Annotated in this window: 17 protein-coding genes; 4 read left to right on the top strand and 13 right to left on the bottom strand. The window is 71.0% G+C overall.

Going from position 1 to position 19,013, the window contains the following annotated elements; translation table 11 throughout:
• Nucleotides 1–97 precede the first annotated feature (97 nt).
• Genes traB through OG594_RS12745 form a run of 7 tightly spaced genes read right to left on the bottom strand, consistent with a single transcriptional unit; the run spans nt 98 to nt 5,003 of the window.
• Nucleotides 98–2,149 (bottom strand): plasmid transfer protein TraB, encoded by a 2,052-nt coding sequence (gene traB, locus OG594_RS12775; RefSeq protein ID WP_266598247.1) that lies wholly within the window; start codon nt 2,147–2,149, stop codon nt 98–100.
• 20 nt (nt 2,150–2,169) lie between these two features.
• Nucleotides 2,170–2,736 (bottom strand): plasmid transfer protein TraA, encoded by a 567-nt coding sequence (gene traA / locus OG594_RS12770; protein WP_266598246.1) that lies wholly within the window; start codon nt 2,734–2,736, stop codon nt 2,170–2,172.
• Nucleotides 2,736–3,239 (bottom strand): hypothetical protein, encoded by a 504-nt coding sequence (locus OG594_RS12765; protein WP_266598245.1) that lies wholly within the window; start codon nt 3,237–3,239, stop codon nt 2,736–2,738. Before OG594_RS12765 ends, traA begins: the two co-directional genes overlap by 1 nt.
• Nucleotides 3,240–3,251: 12 nt before the next feature.
• Nucleotides 3,252–3,608: an RRQRL motif-containing zinc-binding protein gene (locus OG594_RS12760; RefSeq protein WP_266598244.1), complete on the bottom strand. Its 357-nt coding sequence runs from the start codon at nt 3,606–3,608 to the stop codon at nt 3,252–3,254.
• Entirely contained in the window at nt 3,605–4,462 is an 858-nt protein-coding gene (locus OG594_RS12755) for a hypothetical protein (RefSeq protein WP_266598243.1), read from the bottom strand. The genes OG594_RS12760 and OG594_RS12755 overlap by 4 nt, the downstream gene beginning before the upstream one ends.
• Complete coding sequence (locus OG594_RS12750) at nt 4,459–4,740, bottom strand: DUF6303 family protein (protein ID WP_266598242.1); 282 nt, start codon at nt 4,738–4,740, stop codon at nt 4,459–4,461. The genes OG594_RS12755 and OG594_RS12750 overlap by 4 nt, the downstream gene beginning before the upstream one ends.
• Complete coding sequence (locus OG594_RS12745) at nt 4,737–5,003, bottom strand: DUF6284 family protein (protein ID WP_266598241.1); 267 nt, start codon at nt 5,001–5,003, stop codon at nt 4,737–4,739. The genes OG594_RS12750 and OG594_RS12745 overlap by 4 nt, the downstream gene beginning before the upstream one ends.
• Nucleotides 5,004–5,689: 686 nt before the next feature.
• Between OG594_RS12745 and OG594_RS12740 the strand changes: the two genes are divergently transcribed.
• Nucleotides 5,690–6,118: a GntR family transcriptional regulator gene (locus OG594_RS12740; RefSeq protein ID WP_266598239.1), complete on the top strand. Its 429-nt coding sequence runs from the start codon at nt 5,690–5,692 to the stop codon at nt 6,116–6,118.
• Here OG594_RS12740 and OG594_RS12735 read toward each other — a convergent pair.
• Both OG594_RS12735 and OG594_RS12730 read right to left on the bottom strand, forming a co-directional pair.
• Nucleotides 6,115–7,059: an NAD-dependent epimerase/dehydratase family protein gene (locus OG594_RS12735; RefSeq protein ID WP_266598237.1), complete on the bottom strand. Its 945-nt coding sequence runs from the start codon at nt 7,057–7,059 to the stop codon at nt 6,115–6,117. The two genes, OG594_RS12740 and OG594_RS12735, sit on opposite strands and share 4 nt — an antisense overlap.
• An 11-nt stretch (nt 7,060–7,070) precedes the next feature.
• Nucleotides 7,071–8,579 (bottom strand): helix-turn-helix transcriptional regulator, encoded by a 1,509-nt coding sequence (locus OG594_RS12730; RefSeq protein WP_266598235.1) that lies wholly within the window; start codon nt 8,577–8,579, stop codon nt 7,071–7,073.
• Between the two features lie 442 nt (nt 8,580–9,021).
• On the opposite strand from OG594_RS12730, the gene OG594_RS12725 reads away from it, so the two are divergent.
• Together OG594_RS12725 and OG594_RS12720 are read left to right on the top strand one after the other, a co-directional pair.
• Nucleotides 9,022–9,564, top strand: coding sequence for a hypothetical protein (locus tag OG594_RS12725; protein WP_266598233.1), 543 nt, complete (start codon nt 9,022–9,024; stop codon nt 9,562–9,564).
• Nucleotides 9,565–10,366: 802 nt separating this feature from the next.
• The gene (locus tag OG594_RS12720) at nt 10,367–11,476 is read left to right on the top strand and encodes a lytic polysaccharide monooxygenase (protein ID WP_266598231.1); all 1,110 of its coding nucleotides are present in this window, start codon (nt 10,367–10,369) and stop codon (nt 11,474–11,476) included.
• Nucleotides 11,477–11,506: 30 nt separating this feature from the next.
• On the opposite strand, the gene OG594_RS12715 is transcribed toward OG594_RS12720, so the two are convergent.
• The 3 genes from OG594_RS12715 to OG594_RS12705 all read right to left on the bottom strand — a co-directional run bounded on the left by OG594_RS12715 (nt 11,507) and on the right by OG594_RS12705 (nt 17,092).
• The gene (locus tag OG594_RS12715; protein ID WP_266598229.1) at nt 11,507–12,367 is read right to left on the bottom strand and encodes a triacylglycerol lipase; all 861 of its coding nucleotides are present in this window, start codon (nt 12,365–12,367) and stop codon (nt 11,507–11,509) included.
• A 181-nt stretch (nt 12,368–12,548) separates the two neighbouring features.
• Entirely contained in the window at nt 12,549–13,535 is a 987-nt protein-coding gene (locus tag OG594_RS12710; RefSeq protein ID WP_266602869.1) for a hypothetical protein, read from the bottom strand.
• Between the two features lie 47 nt (nt 13,536–13,582).
• Nucleotides 13,583–17,092: a DNA polymerase III subunit alpha gene (locus OG594_RS12705; protein WP_266598227.1), complete on the bottom strand. Its 3,510-nt coding sequence runs from the start codon at nt 17,090–17,092 to the stop codon at nt 13,583–13,585.
• A gap of 309 nt (nt 17,093–17,401) precedes the next feature.
• Between OG594_RS12705 and OG594_RS12700 the strand changes: the two genes are divergently transcribed.
• Nucleotides 17,402–18,586: an AAA family ATPase gene (locus OG594_RS12700; RefSeq protein WP_266598225.1), complete on the top strand. Its 1,185-nt coding sequence runs from the start codon at nt 17,402–17,404 to the stop codon at nt 18,584–18,586.
• On the opposite strand, the gene OG594_RS12695 is transcribed toward OG594_RS12700, so the two are convergent.
• Nucleotides 18,583–19,002 carry a hypothetical protein gene (locus tag OG594_RS12695; RefSeq protein WP_266598223.1) on the bottom strand — a complete coding sequence of 140 codons (420 nt, stop codon included), beginning with the start codon at nt 19,000–19,002 and terminating at the stop codon, nt 18,583–18,585. The genes OG594_RS12700 and OG594_RS12695 overlap by 4 nt on opposite strands.
• Nucleotides 19,003–19,013 lie beyond the last annotated feature (11 nt).

Below are 19,013 nucleotides of genomic sequence, written 5' to 3'. Positions count from 1 at the left end.
GACAGGTGTCAGGTGGTGTCAGGCGGCCGGTGTCACGGGTTCTGACAGTGGGTTTGCCTAGGGGTTTGGGTGTCACGGGCCCTGACGGTGTCAGGTGTCAGGCGGCCATGAGGGAGGGGACGATCCGCCACCGGCCGGTCACCGAGGTCGGCTCCAGGCGGCCGTCGAGGGCGGCTTCCTTGAGACGCTCGGACACCCACGGGCGGGAAAGGTTGTGGCGGTCGCACCAGTCCATGAAGTCCTTCGGGCCGACGACCATCTGTCCTGCCGTCTCGAAGTCGTCCAGCGCCCGGGCGAAGAGTTCGCGGGCCTCGGCCGGCGACGGCTTGTAGCCCGGGGACTCCCACAGCGGGATCTCGTCCCCCTCCTTGACGTCGGGGAGTTCGGCCTCGGGATCGATGCCCGCGTCCTCCGGGTCGGTCAGCAGGCCGTGGGATTCCGCTTCCATGCCGGGCTCCTCGTCGCCAGTGTCCGGTCGCGGTGCCGGGTGGCTGTCGGTGGTGGGGCGGCCGGTGTAGTTCTGTCCGGCGACCGCGCGGGCGGCGCCGGCGGTGACGGGGTCGCCGATGGCGGCGTGGCGCTGGGCCCAGGCGGCGAGGGCTTCCATCGTGGCGATGGCCGCCGGGGTCTGCGGGACCGCAAAGGTGCGGCCCGGGGAGGGGTAGCGGTCCTCGGGGATACCCGGGGAGACGAGGTAGCAGTAGCCGGGGCGGCGGTTACCCCACGCGCCGGGGTGAGCGCCCGACTCGATGACCGAGTCGGGGAGGGAGAAGCCCTCGTCGCGGGGGTCGCAGCCGAGCGAGACCACCGACGGCAAAGACGCCCGGGTGCTGGTGGACATCTGGTCGTAGGAGGGCCGCTGGAGCGAGACGATCAGGGATACGCCGGCGGAGCGTGCTTCCTGGGCGATCCCAGTGAAGGCGTCATCACCCATCAGCCGCAGGGTGTTGGCCGCTTCCTCCATCCACGTGACCAGGAACGGCATGCCGGGGCACCCACACGCCTGCCCGTCGGGCCGGCAGGTGTGATCGGAGCTGGTCTGCCGGTCGGCTGCCGCAGGCAGCCACTGGCGGTAGCCATGGGCTCCGAGCCAGCGGGTGCGGGCGGAGATGACGGCCTTGATGGCCTCCACCATCACCTCGGTGTCCGGTCCGCCCTCGGCAGCCCAGTCCATGCCGGGCAGGAGCGGGCGGAAGTCCTGGAACATCTTCGGGTCGCTGAGCCACAACAGCACGTCACGGCGGGAAAGGATCTCCGTCATGAGGTTCAGGGCGGCATCGCCCTTGCCCGATCCCGACATCCCGGCGATGAGCAGATGCGTGCTGTTGCGTCCCTGCTCCGGGTCGCCGGGCAGCCACAGCATCAGCGGGGCACCGTCGTCGTAGCGGCCGATGACCAGCGGCTCCGCAATCGAGGCACCCAGGTTGGACGGTCCCTCCCACTCGGCGACCTCGGCCAGCATGTCCTCAGGCACGATGACCAGCTCCCCGCGGCGCGCGGAACCAGGGTCGCCCAGGTAGCGGACCGCGGACGTGGGCAGGTCCAGTGCGGACGCGAGCCGAGGCAGGACCTTTGAGACGTCCTCGTTGGTCTGCTCACCGGCCTCCAGGAGCATCTTCGCGGTGACCCGGTTCGGCTCCACCGACGTCGCCCCGATCTGCGCCCGCGCCAACCCCACCTTCTCCAACAGGCCCTTGTCGGTGCTCCCGGCCGGGGTCCCCTCGACGTTGCGGCGTAGAACCATGCGGATGTTCCACGACAGGGCCAGCGCCGGGCCGCCCATCAGGTACAGGTCCGGGAGCGGACCGGCGGCCGGCCCTGCGAGGCAGGCCCCGGTGAGCCAGGCCGACCCGGCCGCGACCGTGATCGCGGAGTGCAGGCGACGCTGCTGCCCGGTCGCCTTCCCCGCCCACCAGGTGACCCCAGTCAGGGCGACGGAAGCCAGGGTCAGGCCAACCCCGGCCGCCGCGCTGCCCTGCCACTGAAGACTTCCCAATGCTCCGGCGAGGCCGAGTCCGCCGGCGGCGAGCCAGGGCGGCAGGTGGGGCTTGGCCCGGTGCAGGACATACGCGGTGACACCGGCACCGTCGGCGGAACCGCGGAGCTGGTCTTCGTACTGCTGCTCAACGCTGTGCTTGTGCTCGCCCATCAGAGGGTTCTCCCTTCTCGTTAGAGCTGGCCCCAGTCCATGCGCGGCTGCGACGGGCGGGCACGGTGGCGGACGCGGTTGATCTCTTCCTCGTACTCCTGCTGGAACAAGGCGTAGGTCGCGGCAGCGTTCTTCGCCGCATCCCGCAAGGCGTCGGCGGCGCGTCGCATCTTCCGAGCGACCTTCGCCGCCCGGATCCGCGAGCCGCCGATCCGGCCGTTCGGGTCGGGGACCTGCACCAACGTGGCCTTGAGGATCTCGGCGCCCATAGCGACCTCGATGGAGAGGGCGACACCGGCGGCGCGGACGCTGTTGCAGTACTGGCGGACCTGCGCCGGAGAGGTGAACTCCGGCGCCGGCAACAGCTGCCGCCCGCCCCCGCCCCCGCCGGAACCGTTGGTGGCGACAAAGCCCCCGCCCCCACCACCGTTACCGCGGCCACCACTGTTGACGGTGATGTTGAAACCCGGGGAGAACGTCTTGCTGTTCACCTTGGTCTGGGAGCCGTTCGCGCCCGCTCGGGGTCCGGTCCGGGGTCGCGGGATGCCGGCGGCGGCCCGGTTCGTGCCCTGGCGATTGGTGGCCATCAACGAGTCTCCTCAGCGGTGGTGGTCAAGCGGCGGGCGATGAGCCAAACAACCTGGGCGGTAAGCGTCAGGAGGGCCCAGACCAGGGCCACGGCCGGGCGGACCGGACCGAACCAGATCGCCACCGGCACCCAGCCCACCCCCGCCGTCACCGCGGCAGCGAGCAGGGCCCGCCACGTCCTGACGGTGCGGGAGGTGGCAGGGCGACGGCGGGCAGTCCACGCCCACACACCGACCGGGGTGAGGGCGAGCGGAGCCAGGACCCACGCGGTGCGGGGCTCGATCAGGTGCGCCAGCCCCGTCACGGCCAGCAGAACTAGGGAGAGGCCGGTGGGGGCCCAGGTGCGGCGGTGCTTCCACAGCCAGCGGCCGGACGCGGCGGCGGCGCGGGCGGTGAGGGACGGCTCCAGCTCGGAGCTCAGGACGACGATGACCGGCTGACCCCTGCGCTGACGCGGGATCCGTAGGGTCGGGGCGGCCGACGGCCGCATGCGGCGAGACACAGCAGAACTCCTTCAGGCAGCAGAGAGGGTTCGGGTGGCGCGCTGTTCAGGGAAGTCGTGGCAGGCCACGCACATGCCGAGCGAGGTCGGGATCACGTACGGGAGGTGATCGAGGCAGACCGGGCACCGGCGGCGGGCGGCATCTGCCTTGGCCAGGGCCGTCCACCGGTTGGGGGTCATCGGCCGGACCGGTTTGGCGAGGTCGGTCCGGTAGAGGTAGGCGATCAGCGGGCCGCGTCGGCGGCGGGGGCGCTCCAGCTGGGCGGCGACGTCCTGGCCGCCGGGCCTAAGGCCGGCGGCGCGGAGCTGCCGGCGGGTGGCCAGACCCTCAGGGGCCAGGCGCCACCGATAGACGGGCAGGGTGCTCATGCGCCGGCCCCGACGGTGAGTGCGTCGCTGGCTTGGCGGTCGTCGTTGAGGCGTTGATAGAGCTTGTGGACGTAGGAGGTGGAACGGGTGGAAAGCCGGGCCGCCTCGGGGAGGTTCTTGCCCTGCACCCAGCACGCACGGATCACGTTCGCGGCCTCTTCGGCCGACAACCGTGCAGGCTCCAGCTCCGCCCGGGGAACCCGGGTGGACGTGAGAGGGAAGGCCGGGTGGAACATTTGCCGGTCACCACAGATGACCAGCGACACCCGGGACTGGGGCGCCAGGACGGGCTCCGTCTGGGCGTTCACCGGGGCTGTGCCGGTGGCCGGGGTGGAGCAGGTCGGGACGGGGGTGGTGTCCACCCCGTCCACCACCGTGTCCACCAGGGCCCGTAGTTCGGTGACTTTCACGAGGATCTGGTGCCGGTAGTGGCTGATGGCCTCGGCGAGGACGATCAGGAGGACCGGGGGGATCGAGTGGAGGACAAGCCCGGCCGGGTCCACCTCACGGGGGATCCCGAAGGAAGAACCGACGGGCCACAACGATGTCCAGCAGTTCATCACCCAGGTGCCGAGCCCCGCGAACCAGCGGAGCACGGACGCCCACCCCGACGGGTAAAGGCCGTACTCAGAGAGGCGGCCGTCGAAAATCAAGACCGTGCCGAGCGCGACGGCGACCATGGGGTCGAGGAGCCAGGCGATCCACGGGGAGACGTGGTGGTCGATGGCGAACATCGTCACGTTCGACGCGGTGAAGACCAGCGCCACCACAGCGACAGCCACCAGGACCCGTGTCAGTTTCGACAGCATCTCCTGAAGTGCTGCGATCTGCTCCAGCGGCGGCCGCGCCGTCACCGGTCATCCCCCGAACGGACACGGCGGACATCGAGCATGCCGAGAAAGCGAACCGGGCCGGTCTCGTCGTCGCCCAGCTCAAGCCACTCCCACCTCGCGCCGTCCACCACCTCGTAGCCGAGGACAGCCAGGGCCGCCGTGCGCTCGCCGAGAGTGGGGACCGACGAGACACGGTCGAAGCTGAACTCCGGCCAGTCTCCCGGCAAGGGGCTGTCGGTGACGATGTAGATCTCCCACTCGCCGCGGCAGGTCTTGGAGATGCGGGCGCTGTGGGTCATGCGGCACCGCCCGGCATCGACGCGGCGGCCTGGTTGGTGAGCGACGTACGGGCCGCAAGGACCCGGTTGCAGGCCCTGCGGATCCGACGGGCGTCGAACTCGGACGCCGGCCGGTCCAGCAACGAGATCAGCGCGTCGAGGAGGTCGACCTCCGCCAGGATCAGCGGCATCTCCCGCTCGATCGCATCCAGCTCCGCGTCCGACGGCTCCAAACCGTCAGACCACGGGGTATCAGCGTCGTGAAGTGCGACGATGTGCTTCATGAGTCGTGTTCTCCCTAGCAGGTGGACGGCTCGAAGCGGCCCCGGTGTTCCAGCACCGGGGCCGCACGTCTTGCAGCGGCTGCTCAAATCCACGAACAGCCACGGCCGCCGACGCCCGGCGCGCAGGGTCGGGCGTCGACGGCCGTGGTCGTTGGTGTGGGTCGGACTTGGCTTCGCACGGCGCCGCTCGATCCGGGGGCGGTCCGATTCCCCGGAGGTCGTGGCAGCCAAATGTCTGGCCGTGCGGATCTTTAGAGCCGATGGCGTGCCACCCCTTCGGGGCGTAGGGACCGGTTGTGACGCGGGCCCGTTCTCAGTCGGCTGGTCTCCACTCGCATCGGCCGGTGCGGTCACGGCCGTCTTGCTGCGGTGGATCACGCTGTGGAGTTATGTGCGGTGCATTTGTGCAGCTCAGAGCAGCCCAAAGAAGGCCCCTCATGAGTGGTTCGTTCGTGACTGCGCCACCGTTGCCGGGGCGCCCCGTCCTGCGACAAGCCTGTCCGTGCGGTGCTCCGGAATCGAATGACGGCTTGTCATATAAGGGCTGCCGCCTGCTCGCTGCCCTACGGAACAACATAGTGCACCTAGTGCACCATGTCGGCAAGTGGCTCGCCCCTCCCCGCAGGGAATGGATGCGAAGAGACTGGTGTACTAGGTACAACACCCCCGACTGAAGGAAGACCCCGATGACCGAGTTCCGAGGGCAGCCGGCATACCTTCAGCTGGCTGATGACCTGCGGGAACGTATTCGCAGCGGCAAGATCCCTGACGGCGTCGCGCTGCCGTCGACGCAGGAGCTGATCGACAGTTCTGGGGCCTCAAGCACTGTGGTGAAGAACGCGGTGTCCCTGCTGCGCGCGGAGGGATACGTGGTCGGCCACCAGGGCAAGGGGGTCTTCGCGCAATTCCCGCCCCGCCTCGCAGACCACTCGCGCGGGGTGGCGGACTGGGCTCTGCCGCTACTGAAGGCAGGCACGGAGCTCGAAGCAGCCCTACGCGATGTGCTGAGCCAGACCGAAACCGCTTCGGCGCACAGCGAAGCGGCCCTTGCGCGCTGGCGGGAGGCGTTCGCCGACCTGCCGGAAAGCGTCAAGGACCGCTTGGCCAAGTCTTAGCGACTGCTGCCGGAGACGACCGACCAGGCATCGGTGACCTGCCGCTCCAGGCTGGAGCACTCCGGCTTCCATCCCAGATCAGTCGTTATCCTGGAGATGTCCGCCACCAGCCGCGGCGGCTCGGGCTGCGGCGGGCGGTGCACAACAAAAACTTCCCGACCCGATACCCGTTCGACCGTAGCCACGATTTCGCGCATGCTCGCCGGGGTCGCACCCACGTTGTAGGCCCGGAAGGGAGCAGAGGCGGGTGCCTCCAGGGCCATCACGTACGCGCGCGCCAGGTCGTCGACGTGCACGAAGTCCCGGACAGCCTCACCGTCGCCGTTCATTTCAAGGTGCGGATGGCGGCCGGCTGCCACCGCCACGGCCTTCGGGATGATGCGGCTCTCATCCGCATCCCCCACTCCGTTAACCGAGCCCGAGATGTTGAAGCACCGCAGACTCACAGCCTCGATTTCGCCCCTCTCTGCCCGCGCCTGAAGCGCCCTGTCGGCGGCCAGCTTCGACGTGCCGTAGGGATTGCCCGGAGCGGGCACGATGTCCTCACCGATAGGCTGCCGCTCGGGTGCCCCGTAGATCGCTGCTGTGGAGCCGAGGACGACTGTCGGGACCTTCGAGCCAGCGCGGGCAGAGGCAAGCGCGTCGAGCAGCGTCACCGTGCCGCCGGCGTTGACCGCCTGGTACTCCTCCGAACGCTCGAAAGACTCGCGAACGCGGGTGAGAGCCGCGAGGTGGCACACGCCCTGGACGCCATCGAGAGCCGCAGTCAGAGCGTTCGGATCGCGGATATCACCACGGAAGACCTCGGATATCGGCAGCTCTGGCAGGGGGACATCGGCCGGCCGATGCGTGAGGACTACGGTGTCGTGGCCTGCTTCGACGAGCCGTCGTACAACCGCGTTGCCCACGAATCCGTAGGCGCCGGTCACAAGTACGCGCACTGATCTGCCTCTCAGCCCAGGATGAGTCCGCGGTGCTGCCACGCCAGGTCGAGGCACGCGGCAGCAGCGGACGCCAAAGGTTCATTGTCCAGCAAGCGCCGGACGTTGGACTCGGTGAACTCAATTCCGGCGCTACTGCTGCCAGGACTACCTGCTACGACGGCGCCTTCCGAGTTCCTGGACACCATGCCGGAGAAGACGGTGTCGTACACGTCGGCGTCGATGACCACGACGCTGAGGATCTCGCCCGCCAATGTGAGCGGGTCCAGACCGATCCCGAAGCAGTACGGGCGCACCTTCCCCTCGCGGCGGGCTTGATTCAGCGTTCGGAACGGCTCAGTCCCGTCGTAGTCGATCGGCTCGCCACTACTCCCGTCCGCCTCGGGGTCCCCGAGGAACTCCTCGGCGTACTCGCGCAGTACGTTGCGCCAGAGGTTGAAGTCATTCGACTGGTCCCAGGGCATGACCGAGGACGGTTGGAACACGCCGGCCGGCATGACGTGGTACGTCCCGCCGGCAAGGGCAACGTTGCTTGCGGACCGGTGGTGAAGCGGGAACGACGCGCCATCGGGACCGAGACGAATGGTCAGGGTGTCGATGGATGGCAGCAACGGCCGGTGCGCGAGGTCGAACGGGTCCCCGACCAGTGATCGGAACGGAAGTTCCGCCCAACTCGGGTCACCGATCCATGCGGGGTCACTGCCAGTCTTCAACCACGCACTCGCCAGCTCGTGAGCCACCCCCTCACAGACGTCGGCCATGTCGAAGTACGTCGTGTACCCGAACGACAGCTTGGGGCGGCCTTCCGTCTGCGCGACATCGAGCAGGCGGAAGCTCGGCCGGTTCACGAAGAGGGAAGGTCGGTCGATCATCCGGATGGCTTGCGTATAGCGATCGAACTTGGCACCGTGCGGCGCGAGCGGCCGAACCCCCTCCGCCTCCTTCTCCCGGCCGCTGACTTCCGGCGGGTTGGTCTGCGTCAGCCAAGCTAGCTCGATGTCCTCGAAGTCAACAGGCTCGGGCCACATCCATGACGCACGGGTGAGCACTGGACTGTTCCCCGCTCGGGACGCGTCCGGGTACAGGCGGGCTGCGGCCTTCGTGAGGTCGGCCCGGTGGCGATTGAGCTCGCGGCGCGTCATGCGCCAGCGCCGCTGGTCGTCCACGGCTGCAAGTGGACTCCGCTCGCCCATTTCGCCAGCAGAGGATCCGACGGTCACGACGGCCTCGGCCGGCGGCAACAAGCCGAGCTCTTCTTCGGGCAAGGCCAAAGCGTGGGCAAGCCTGCGAAGTTCGACCATGTCCCGAATGTTGCGCTTGCCGCGTTCGAGTAAGGATACGTACGACTGGTCGTAGCCAAGCAGGTCGGCGAGATCCTGTTGCTTGAGCTTGTGGAGGGCCCGGTACGCCTTGAGTACGTCGGCCAGGTTCGATCCGTCAGGAGGGGCACTCCGCTCGGTGTGACCAGCGAGCCAGTGGGGCTCGGCGTCGGCCGATACGGCGCGCAAGGGGATGCCCAAGGCTGCGGGACCGGCAGTGCGGCGGCAGGGGCTGCACACAGTGTCGGTGTTGCCTCGACTCAACTTCGTCCCGCACCTGGCGCACAGGGACGGCGTGTGCGGTGCAACGGTCATCAGCTTCTGATCCCTTCAGGGGGACGGGAGTGACTCTAACGGCGCTACTGAGAAACTTGGTTGGGCAGCCTGCTGCCAGACCAGACCCTCCAGACTATGGACTCACGATGAGAAGCTCGGGCGGTTCGAGACCGCCCGAGCCCGCCGGCGAAAGATCCCCCACCTCATCAAGGCGCGCCCCAGAAGCCTGGCCTCTTCGCTCCTGCGGGGTCGACGGCAGACGGGATGACAGCGAGGAGCGCGGTGCTCGCCGTTCCCTATCTGACAGGGATCATCTTTTGGGCTGAAATCGGTACACACCTACCCGGCTTCGATTAAAGTCATCGCCATGCCCAGCAACGATCGCGCGATACCAGAAAGATACACATGGCTGCCCCACAAGGCCGTACGCGCGTGTGAGCGCTTATCTAAGCGGCACGCCAAGTCATTCGAGGTGGCACGCCACTTCATAATTGACGTGGCGGCATTTCTTGCCACCATGGCATACCCGGCGCGCGGTGTGCGTCGAAGCCGACAAGACATTCTCGACGGCTTGACTCTCGTCACCGAGCTGAAGGTGCTTGCAGAAGCATCAGAGGAGCGTCTGCTCCGGGAGGCGCGACGCCGCGGAATCACCTTCCGCGAGATAGCCGATGCCATGGCGATGCGTAGCAGACAGTCTGCCGAGCAGCGATTTATTCGGCTCGTTGGGGGTGGCGGCCCGGCGGAGCAAGTCCACATGAACCGTCGACGCCGCGAACGTTTCGGGTACGAGATTGACGCCCAAGACAGACATGAAGACCACATGCAGAACTTGGGTGTGGCATTTCGAGTCCTGGCCCTTGACTCACTCCTTCCTGAAGAGGTTGCGGAACAGGAGGAGAGTTCCTAACTTCCCCCACCTTTGCGTCGAACATCTGACGGAACAGGAGAAGCGCCCCTGCGGTCGCCGCCATTTGATCTGGCGGCATGAAGCGAGAACACACTAAGAGGATTCCGACCTGCGTGACGGTTCTCACCTTTGCGGCCCGCTCTGGGCTCTTTACGCCCAGCTTGAATTTGCTGCGCACTGCATATCCCCTTCCATCGGAACAGGTTCGAGTGTCGATGCATCAAGAATGCCTGCTCTGAATTCCAGGGCCCGAATCCAGAAAAAATTATCCTGTACCCATGCGGGGCGATTGTCGAGGGGCTTGCAGGTGACGGCCCCAGAGCTCTAGGCGCACGCTGCCAAGACTGTCAACGATTGTTTGACTCCGCGATCGAGCTGGGTCGTCCGGCGGCAGACTGGGGCAACGGGGCGCCATCCCCCGCCCTGCAAACCTGTGGGGAGTGCATGCAGTGGAAGCGCCCCGCCGCCCGAACGTCACAGGTGGCACGCGGGGAGCCAGTCGGGGAGCCACCGGGGGCGACACACGCCGGATCTGCCTGGACTGTCATGGACGGTGGGGAGCCAGGAACCTTGGGGTGTGAGGGTTCCGCGATGCTCGTTCCTGAGGGGGTGCTTGTCCCTGGCTTAAGGGGGCCCTAAGGATCCGCTGCGGCGGGCTCGAGGGGGCAAAAGGCGTGGTCGGGGCGGCTAGCTTGGCCGGGCCAGGACAGGAAGGGCCCGTTGTCGCGCCGCCGGGGGGCGGCGCACCGCGGAGCCCGATTCCGCCGGCACGCCCCTGCCTTGTGCCCGAAGGAGATCACCCATGCCCGCACGCCGCCGCCGCACCGCCGTCACGCTGACGCGTATCGCCTCCGCCGGCCTGGCCCCGCTCGCGCTGGCCGCGTACGCGGCGGCTCCCGCGGTCGCCCACGGCTCGATGACGGACCCGGTCAGCCGGGTGGCCGCGTGCTACGCCGAGGGACCGGAGTCTGCGAAGTCGGCGGCGTGCAAGGCGGCGGTCGCGGCCGCCGGGACGCAGCCGTTCTACGACTGGAACGCGGTGAACATCGCCAACGCTGCCGGCAACCACCGGTCGCTGATCCCGAACGGCCAGCTCTGCTCGGCCGGCAACGACAAGTACCGGGGGCTGGACCTGGCCCGTGCCGACTGGCCGGCCAGCCCGATGGCCGCCGGGGCGCACACCTTCCGCTACAAGGGCACGGCCCCGCACAAGGGCTCCTTCGAGCTGTACGTGACGAAGGACGGCTACGACCCGACCAAGCCCCTGGCCTGGTCCGACCTGGAGCCGGCACCGTTCGCGAAGGTCACCGACCCGGGCATGCAGAACGGCGACTACGTCTTCTCCGGGACCGTCCCGAACAAGTCGGGCCGCCACTTGATCTACAGCATCTGGCAGCGCTCCGACAGCCCGGAGGCCTTCTACACCTGCTCGGACGTGGTCTTCGGCAAGGACAACGGGGGCACGGGCGGCGGGAACGGCGGGAACGGCAACGGCGGCGGCTCCGGTACCGCTCCGACCACCGGCACCGGCACCGGCACGGGTACGGGTACGGGTGCCAAGCCGAGCGGCAAGCCCGGCGACAAGCCGTCCGACAAGCCGGCGGACAAGCCCTCGGCCCCGACCGACCAGCAGATCTCCGACGGCGCCGGCAAGTCCACGGTGGAGCACAACGGCCACGGCGACAACGACCCGAAGACGAACGGCACGAAGGATTCCGCCGCCGTCCCGATCGCGGCCGGCTCCCCCTCGCCGGCCCCGGCCAAGGACAACCTCGCGGAGACGGGCGGCAACAGCGCCACCCCGACGATCGCGATCGCCGGGGCCGCCGCCCTGGCCGTCGGCGCGGCCGCGCTGTTCGCAGCCGCCCGCCGCCGCACCGCGCGTACGACGACGGGCCGCCACGGCCGCTAGGTCCCGTCCGTGCCGACCGCCTGCGCCCCGTCAGTCGAAGACGGAGGCGCAGGTGGTCCGTTCGGCGTTGGCCGGGTCGAGGGCGTTGACCGCCTCGTGCCAGGCGATCCGGTCGGTGAGGCCGATGGCGACGTGCTCCGAGAGGTCCAGGAAGCACAGGTCCTGGAGCACGACGTTGCGTACGTTCGCCCCCTCCAGGAAGCCGCTCCGGTACGGCGTCACCACCTCGTCGTACTTGGTCGCGATCACCGTGTACTTCACCCCGGGCACGGTGTCCCCGCCCGCGTTCAGCTTCTGCAGGAAGGCGGATCCGGCGATCTGGTCGGCGAGGCCCGGGGTCGCGGTGCTGATCAGGTCCTCGGCCCCGGGGAAGTAGGGCAGGAGCTTGGTGAATCCGAGCAGGGTGGTGCCGTGGTTGTCGGGGGCGAGCCCGACCAGCGCGTTGACCTTCTGCGCGCCGCCGAGGAACTTCAGGTAGTAGCGCGGCATCATGCCGCCCTGCGAGTGCCCGATGATGTCGGTCTTGGCGGAGCCGGTGGCGGCGAGGACCCGGTCGACGAAGACGTCGAGCTGGCCGGCGGACTTGTCGATGGGGCCGAGCCCGTTGAAGAGGGGCACGCCGGGCAGCTGACCGTAGTCGAGCGAGTAGACGCAGTACCCGCGGTGCACGAGGTACGGGGCGAGGCCGAGCCAGTTGTCCCAGGAGTTGCCGAAGGTGCCGTGCACGAGCACGACGGGGCGCGGGTGCGCGGCGGACGGCTTGCACGACCAGTTGTTCCAGCCGCTGCTGGGGGCGGCCGCGGCCTGCGCTGCGCCGGTGGGGGCGACGAGTGCGGCGGCGGTGAGGACGAGGACGGCGAGCGGGCGGAGCAGACGTCTCCAGGGCAGCATCGGGTGATCTCCTCGCGGGTCGACTCAGGGGGGATGAGCGTGGGGGTTCGTCCCGTGATCCGGATCACAAGGGGGAGCTGCTGCCGCTAAATTACGGGCGAGTAGCAATACAGGGAAGTTACGCGTCAGTAAAAACTCGCGCGTCGCCCGGGCGACTGCCGGTACGGCGCCGGGCGGACCGTCAGGCCGCCAGCGTGCCGCGGGCGATCGCGTGCGGCCCGAAGCGCGCGCGGACCCGGTCCGTGACGGCCTCCAGGCGGCGGGCCTTCTCGTCCTCGGGATCGAGGCTGAGCTGCCGCGTGGCCCGTTCGGCCGAGGTCAGGTCCTCGGCGCGCAGGGACAGCGCGCGGACCCGGGCCCGCTGGAGGCCGAGGCCCGCGTAGAGGGCGTAGGCCGTGGCGGTCAGGGCGGCCGAGTGCGCGGTGGGCTCGGCCAGGGTGCGCGTGCGGGTGAGCGTGGTGCGGTCGGCACAGCGGACGGTGAGCGAGAGGGTGCGGCAGACCTGCCCCCGACCCCGTTCCTGTGTACGAAGCTTCGCGCCGAGCTCCTCCGTCAGCGAGAGCAGCGCCCGCCGGTGCCGTACGGGATCCAGCTCGTCCAGATCGAAGAGCCGCTCGGCGGCGACGGCGCGGGCGGCAGCGCCCGGCCGGACGGGGGTCCGGTCGATCCCGAGGGCGCGCTCGTGCACCTCGCGGCCGAGCCGGGCGCCGAGGATCCGCCGCAGGGCGGCGGGCGGGGCGGCGGCGACCCGGCCGACGGAATCGAGGCCGTAGGAACACAGGGTGCGGGCGACCTTCGGCCCGACCCCGTCGAGGGCGGTGACGGGCTTGCCCGCCAGGAAGTCCCGTACGGCGGCGGGCTCCCCGGGGATCACCAGGGTCTCCCCGGGCCGGGCCTCGCGGGCCGCCGCCCGGGCCAGCATGGGGTTGCCGGCCACGCCGACGGCGGCGTCCACGCCGTACAGGGCGAGGGCCCGGACCCGGATCACGGCGGCCAGCCGGGTGGCGTCGCAGTCGAAGTACCGCAGGGCGCCCCGCACTTCGGCGAGGACGGTGTCGGGCGCCAGGGCCTGCACGGCCGGTGTGATGCCGCCGAGCAGCGCGAGCACCCCGGCGTACTCCTGCGCCCCGAGCGGGCTCCCGTCGGCGGGGTACGGGCGCAGGCACATCACGACCCGCTCGGCGGCGGGCCCGGCGGTCCCGGCCGGCCCGGCGGTCATCCCGCGCTCCCCGGGCTGGAGTGCCACAGCTTGCGGCCGGTCGCGGGGCCGGTGCCCGGCGGCTGGAGGTCGGCCCAGGGGTTCATCTCGTACCCCGTGGACATGCGGATCTTGCGGCCGGGAGCCTGCGGGCCCTTCGGGCCCTTCGCCGTCGGCTCCCCGTCGGCGCCCGGGGCGGGCGGCCCGGCCGCCGGTTGGGCGAGGCGGGCCGCGACCGCGTCCAGGCCGCCCGCCGCCCGCAGCTCCACCAGCTCCGCCAGGTTCCACGCCGCCGCCCCGACCACGCTCAGGCTCTGCGGGCCCCGCCGCTGCACGACACCGCGCACCAGCAGCAGGAAGGAGTGGAAGACGGTGTGCGCGCAGCGTTCGTGGCTGTCGTCGAAGAAGGCCAGGTCGACCAGGCCCGTCCCGTCGTCCAGCGTCGTGAAGATGACCCGCTTCCCGGAGCGGATCGGCGGGGTCTGGGTGGCCGCCTTGGCCCCTGCGACCAGCACGGTCTGTCCGTGCTCGGTGTCCCGCAGCCGACGCGCCGGGACCACGCCCAGTTCCGCCAGGAAGGCGTGGTGGTCCCCCATCAGGTGCCGCGAGGCGTCCATGCCGAGGACGCCCAGCTCGGCGCTGAGCCGTTCCGCCTCGGTCAGGTCGGGCAGTCCGACGGAGGCCGTGGACCTGCCGCCCCCCAGGGGGAGTTGAGGACCGCGCACGCCTGCGGCCCGCTGTGCGCCGTGCAGTTCGGACACGTGCAGCAGCAGGTCCCGCCGGTTGGCGCCGAAGGCGTCCAACGCCCCGACCTGTGCGAGCCGTTCGGCGACCGGGCGGCCCGGGTGCGCCCGGTCCCAGAAGTCGCGCAGGGAGGCGTACGGCTGCCCCGCCTCGATCCGGTCCGCCTCGGCCCCGCTGATGCCGTGGACGTCCGACAGCCCGAGCCGCAGTCCCCACACCCCTCCGTCATCGGACACCAGTTCGATGCGATGGGCGGCGGCCGACCGGTTCACGTCCAGCGGCAGCACCGGCACGCCCCGCCGCCGCGCGTCCGCCAGCAACAGCCGTTTCGGGTACATCCCCGGGTCGTGGGTGAGCAGCCCGGCGTAGAAGGCCGCCGGGTGGTGCGCCTTCAGCCAGGCCGACTGGTACGTGGGCACCGCGAAGGCCACCGCGTGCGCCTTGCAGAAGCCGTACGACCCGAAGGCCTCCACGATCTCCCAGGTCCGGCCGATCACCTCCACCGGATAGCCGCGCTCGGCCGCCTTCGCCGCGAACCAGACCTTGATCCGCGGCTGCGACTGCGGGTCGGACAGCCCGCGCCGCACCCGGTCCGCCTCGTCCCGCCCGCAACCGGTCATGACGTGCACGATCTCGATGATCTGCTCGTGGAAGACCACCACTCCGTACGTCTCGCGCAGTGCGTCGGCCAGGTCCGGGTGCGGGAAGCGGACCGGGGCCCGCCCGTGCCGGGCCTCGATGAAGGGCCGCACCATGTCGGCGGCCACCGGCCCCGGCCGGAACAGCGAGATGTCGACGACCAGGTCGTGGAAGGTGGCCGGCTGTAGCCGTCCCACCAGGTCCCGCTGGCCCGGCGATTCGATCTGGAAGCAGCCCAGGGTCTCGGCCGAGCGGATCAGCTCGTACGTGGCCCGGTCGCCCGGCGGCACCTGCGCCGGGTCGTCCAGGTCGAGCTCCCGCCCCGTGCCGCGCCGGATCTCCGCGACCGCATGGGCCATCGCGGACTGCATCCGCACGCCCAGCACGTCCAGCTTGAGCAGTCCGAGCTCCTCCACGTCGTCCTTGTCGAACTGGGACATGGGGAAGCCTTCGCCGCTGGTGGGCACCACCGGCGTACGGGCGAGCAGCGAGTCGTCGGAGAGCAGCACCCCGCACGGGTGCATGGCGATCCCGCGCGGCAGCGCGTCCAGCGATTCGACGAGCTCCCACAGCCGCCCGTACGACTCCCCCCGTACGTCACGCAGTTCGGGGAGCTCCTCCAGCGCGGCACGGGCGTCGCGGGCCCTGATGTGCGGGAAGGCCTTGGCGAGCCGGTCGGTGACGGCGGGGTCCATGGACAGGGCGGCGCCGACGTCGCGGATGGCGTGCCGGACCCGGTAGGTCTCGGGCATGGAGACGGTGGCGACGCGCTCGGTACCGAACCGCTCCATGATCCGCCGGTAGACCTCCAGCCGGCGGGCGGACTCCACGTCGATGTCGATGTCGGGCAGGACGCGCCGCCGCTTGGAGAGGAAGCGCTCCATCAGCAGGCCGTGGGCGACGGGGTCGGCGTGCGCGATCCCGAGCAGGTGGTTGACGAGGGAACCCGCGCCGGAGCCGCGGGCGGCCACCCGGATCCCCATCTCCTTCACGTCGCGCACGACTTGAGCGACCGTCAGGAAGTACGAGGCGAAGCCGTGGTAGGCGATGATGTCGAGCTCCTGGTGCATCCGCTCCCAGTAGGCGCGGTCGCCCGCGTAGCCGCGCAGCACCATGCCCGCCGAGGCCCGGGAGGTGAGGACCCGCTGGGCGCTGCGGTGGGCCGCGCCGACGAGCCGGGCCTCGGGGAAGTGCACGGACCCCATGCCGAGGTCGTCCTCGGGGTCCACGGAGCAGGCCTCTGCGGTACGCCGGGTCTCCGCGAGCAGGCGCCTGGCGTCGGCGGGGCGCAGGCCGGCCGCCTGCGCGATCCGGTCGGCGGCCTCGGCCATGGCGGCGGGACCCTTGAGCCAGCGCTCGCCGCTGTCGAGCGGGTACGCGGGGTTGCGGGGGTCGATGGGGACCAGCCGGCGGGCCGCGTCGAGGATGTCGGCGACCGGGCCCTGGCCGGGGTCGGCGTAGCGGACGGCGTTGGTCAGCACGGCCGGGACGCCGTGCTCGGCGGCGAAGCCGACGGTACGGGCGGCCAGCCGGAGCGAGCCGGGCCCGGTGCCGGTGCGGCCGTGGTGGACGGCCTCCAGGCGCAGGGAGTCGCCGTAGATCTCCCGCCAGGGTGCGAGCAGCCGGGCGGCCCGGTCGGGGCGGCCCGCGGCGAGGGCCCGCCCCACCTCGGAGCCGGGCCCGAGCAGGACGAAGACGCCCTCCCCGCGCAGGGCCTCCCAGGGCACCAGCGGGACCTCGACGGCCCCCGCGTGGGCGGCGGTGACCATCCGGCACAGCTCGGCCCAACCGGCGGCCCCGTCCCGGGCCAGGAAGACGGCGCGCGCGGCGGACTCGTCCACGAAGGCCCCGCCCTTGACGGGGGTGCGCCGCCGGTACGAGGCCTCGCCGGGCCCGGTCGGGCCCCCCGACCCGGCCGGGCCCGTCGCGGGCGGGACCGCCATGTCCACTCCGAACAACGGCCGGACGCCCGCCTGCGCACACGCCTTCGCGAACCGGACCGCGCCCGCGAGGGTGTCGCGGTCGGTCAGGGCGAGGGCGTCCATGCCCCGCTCGGCGGCGCGCTCTGCCAGCCGCTGCGGGTGTGCGCCTCCGTAGCGCATGGAGAACCCCGAAACGGTGTGCAGATGCGTAAAACCAGGCACCCGCGGCCTCCTGCTTCGCTCGAATGAACACCTCCCCCGCTCTCCACCATAGAGCAAATCGAATACCCGTGCGATTTACCCTGCGGGCTGCTCGGCGGTGTACGGCCCGCCCGGATCCGTACCGGGCTCCGCCCAGGCCCGCGCCTCAATCGCCGGCGGGGCTCGATGGTGGGGCTGCTCGGCGGTATACGGCGCGGCCGGACCCCCACCGTGCTCCGCCCGGACCCGCGCCTCAAACGCCGGCGGGGCTGAAGATGCAGGACCGCGGCCGAGGGAACGCTCCGCCGAGCCGCCGGTTACGGTCGTCGCATGATCACCACGCTCGCCGTCGAGAACTACCGCTCGCTGCGCAAACTGGTCGTCCCGCTGGGACGGCTCACCGTCGTGACGGGTGCGAACGGAACCGGCAAGTCCAGCCTCTACCGCTCGCTGCGCCTGCTCGCCGATTCCGCCCGGGGCGGGGCGATCGCGGCCCTGGCCCGGGAGGGCGGGCTGCCCTCCACCCTGTGGGCCGGGCCGGAGAAGCTCGCCCGCGCCGTGCGCGAAGGGCAGCAGCCGCTCCAGGGCACGGTCCGCAGCGAGCCGGTCAGCCTGCGCCTGGGCTTCTCGGGCGACGAATTCGGCTACGCGGTGGACTTCGGGCACCCCGTACCGGTGGCGGGCTCCCTCTTCGCCCTGGACCCGGAGATCAAGCGCGAGTGCACCTGGGCCGGGCCGGTGCTGCGCCCGGCGTCCCTGCTGTCCGACCGCGCGGGGCCGGCCGTACGGACCCGCACCGCGGACGGCGGCTGGCACCGCACGCAGAACGCCCTGCGCCCGTACGACTCCATGCTCAGCGAGCTCGCCGACCCCCAGCTGGCCCCCGACCTCCTCGCCCTGCGCGAGCTGATCCGTTCCTGGCGGTTCTACGACCACGTCCGCACCGACGCCGGGGCGCCCGCCCGGACCTCGCGGATCGGCACCCGTACGCCGGTGCTCGCCGCCGACGGCTCCGACCTGCCCGCCGCGCTCCAGACCATCCGCGAGATCGGCGACCACGCGGCACTGGACGAGGCGGTCTCCGCGGCCTTCCCCGGCAGCCGGGTCTCCGTCACCGACCGCGACGGCCGCTTCGAGCTGGAGCTCCACCAGCACGGTCTGCTGCGCCCGCTGGGCGCGGCCGAACTCTCCGACGGCACCCTGCGCTACCTGCTCTGGACGGCGGCCCTGCTGACCCCGCGGCCGCCCGCCCTGATGGTCCTCAACGAGCCGGAGACCAGCCTCCACCCGGACCTGCTGGCCCCGCTCGCGGACCTGATCCTCACGGTGAGCCGGGACACCCAGACGGTGGTGGTCACCCACGCGGACCCCCTCGCCGAGGCCCTGGCGGCCGGGAGCCGCCGGCACCGGGTGGACCTGCGGACGATCACCCTGGTCAAGGAGTTCGGCCGGACGGAGGTCGCGGGCCGCGAGGGCCCCCTGGACGAGCCCCTCTGGTACTGGCCCAAGCGCTAGCCGAGGTCCGCCGGGTCCGGCACCCCCAGCAGGCGGGCCGTGCGGGCCGCTTCGGCGTCGTAGACCTGGAAGTCGATCCGCCGCCCGTCCGGAGCCCGGTACTCCAGCACCCGCATGCCGGGCCGCCAGCTCTCGCGGACGACCGCCCGGCCACCCACGGGCAGCACGACCGCCCGGCGCAGGGGGGCCGCGAAGACCGCACCCGTGCCGTCCGCGCCGGTCCGCAGCTTTCCGTAGCCGAAGAACCGCCGCCGGGCCCCCTGCCGCCAGCGCGCCTGGCAGGGGACGGCGACGGCGACGGCGCCCGCGGCGACGGCCGTCCGGGCCTGCGCCCGGCGGGCGACCGTCCTGCGCATCAGGGTGCCTGCCGCCAGCGCGACGAGCGCCAGGGCCACCATGTCGACGAGTACGTCCATCTCCCCCACAC

This window comes from Streptomyces sp. NBC_01214, assembly GCF_026340975.1.
Classification (GTDB): domain Bacteria; phylum Actinomycetota; class Actinomycetes; order Streptomycetales; family Streptomycetaceae; genus Streptomyces.
The sequence above is the reverse complement of the archived record's forward strand: the minus strand, read 5'-3'. Positions and strand labels throughout refer to the sequence as shown.

Coding starts and splice junctions, on each gene's coding strand:
- OG594_RS12760 (WP_266598244.1), bottom strand. CDS start 3,608: ATGAGCACCCTGCCCGTCTATCGGTGGCGCCTGGCCCCTGAGGGTCTG.
- OG594_RS12710 (WP_266602869.1), bottom strand. CDS start 13,535: ATGTGCCTGCGCCCGTACCCCGCCGACGGGAGCCCGCTCGGGGCGCAG.
- OG594_RS12740 (WP_266598239.1), top strand. CDS start 5,690: ATGACCGAGTTCCGAGGGCAGCCGGCATACCTTCAGCTGGCTGATGAC.
- OG594_RS12695 (WP_266598223.1), bottom strand. CDS start 19,002: ATGGACGTACTCGTCGACATGGTGGCCCTGGCGCTCGTCGCGCTGGCG.
- OG594_RS12725 (WP_266598233.1), top strand. CDS start 9,022: ATGCCCAGCAACGATCGCGCGATACCAGAAAGATACACATGGCTGCCC.
- traA (WP_266598246.1), bottom strand. CDS start 2,736: ATGGCCACCAATCGCCAGGGCACGAACCGGGCCGCCGCCGGCATCCCG.
- OG594_RS12750 (WP_266598242.1), bottom strand. CDS start 4,740: ATGACCCACAGCGCCCGCATCTCCAAGACCTGCCGCGGCGAGTGGGAG.
- OG594_RS12745 (WP_266598241.1), bottom strand. CDS start 5,003: ATGAAGCACATCGTCGCACTTCACGACGCTGATACCCCGTGGTCTGAC.
- OG594_RS12720 (WP_266598231.1), top strand. CDS start 10,367: ATGCCCGCACGCCGCCGCCGCACCGCCGTCACGCTGACGCGTATCGCC.
- traB (WP_266598247.1), bottom strand. CDS start 2,149: ATGGGCGAGCACAAGCACAGCGTTGAGCAGCAGTACGAAGACCAGCTC.
- OG594_RS12715 (WP_266598229.1), bottom strand. CDS start 12,367: ATGCTGCCCTGGAGACGTCTGCTCCGCCCGCTCGCCGTCCTCGTCCTC.
- OG594_RS12700 (WP_266598225.1), top strand. CDS start 17,402: ATGATCACCACGCTCGCCGTCGAGAACTACCGCTCGCTGCGCAAACTG.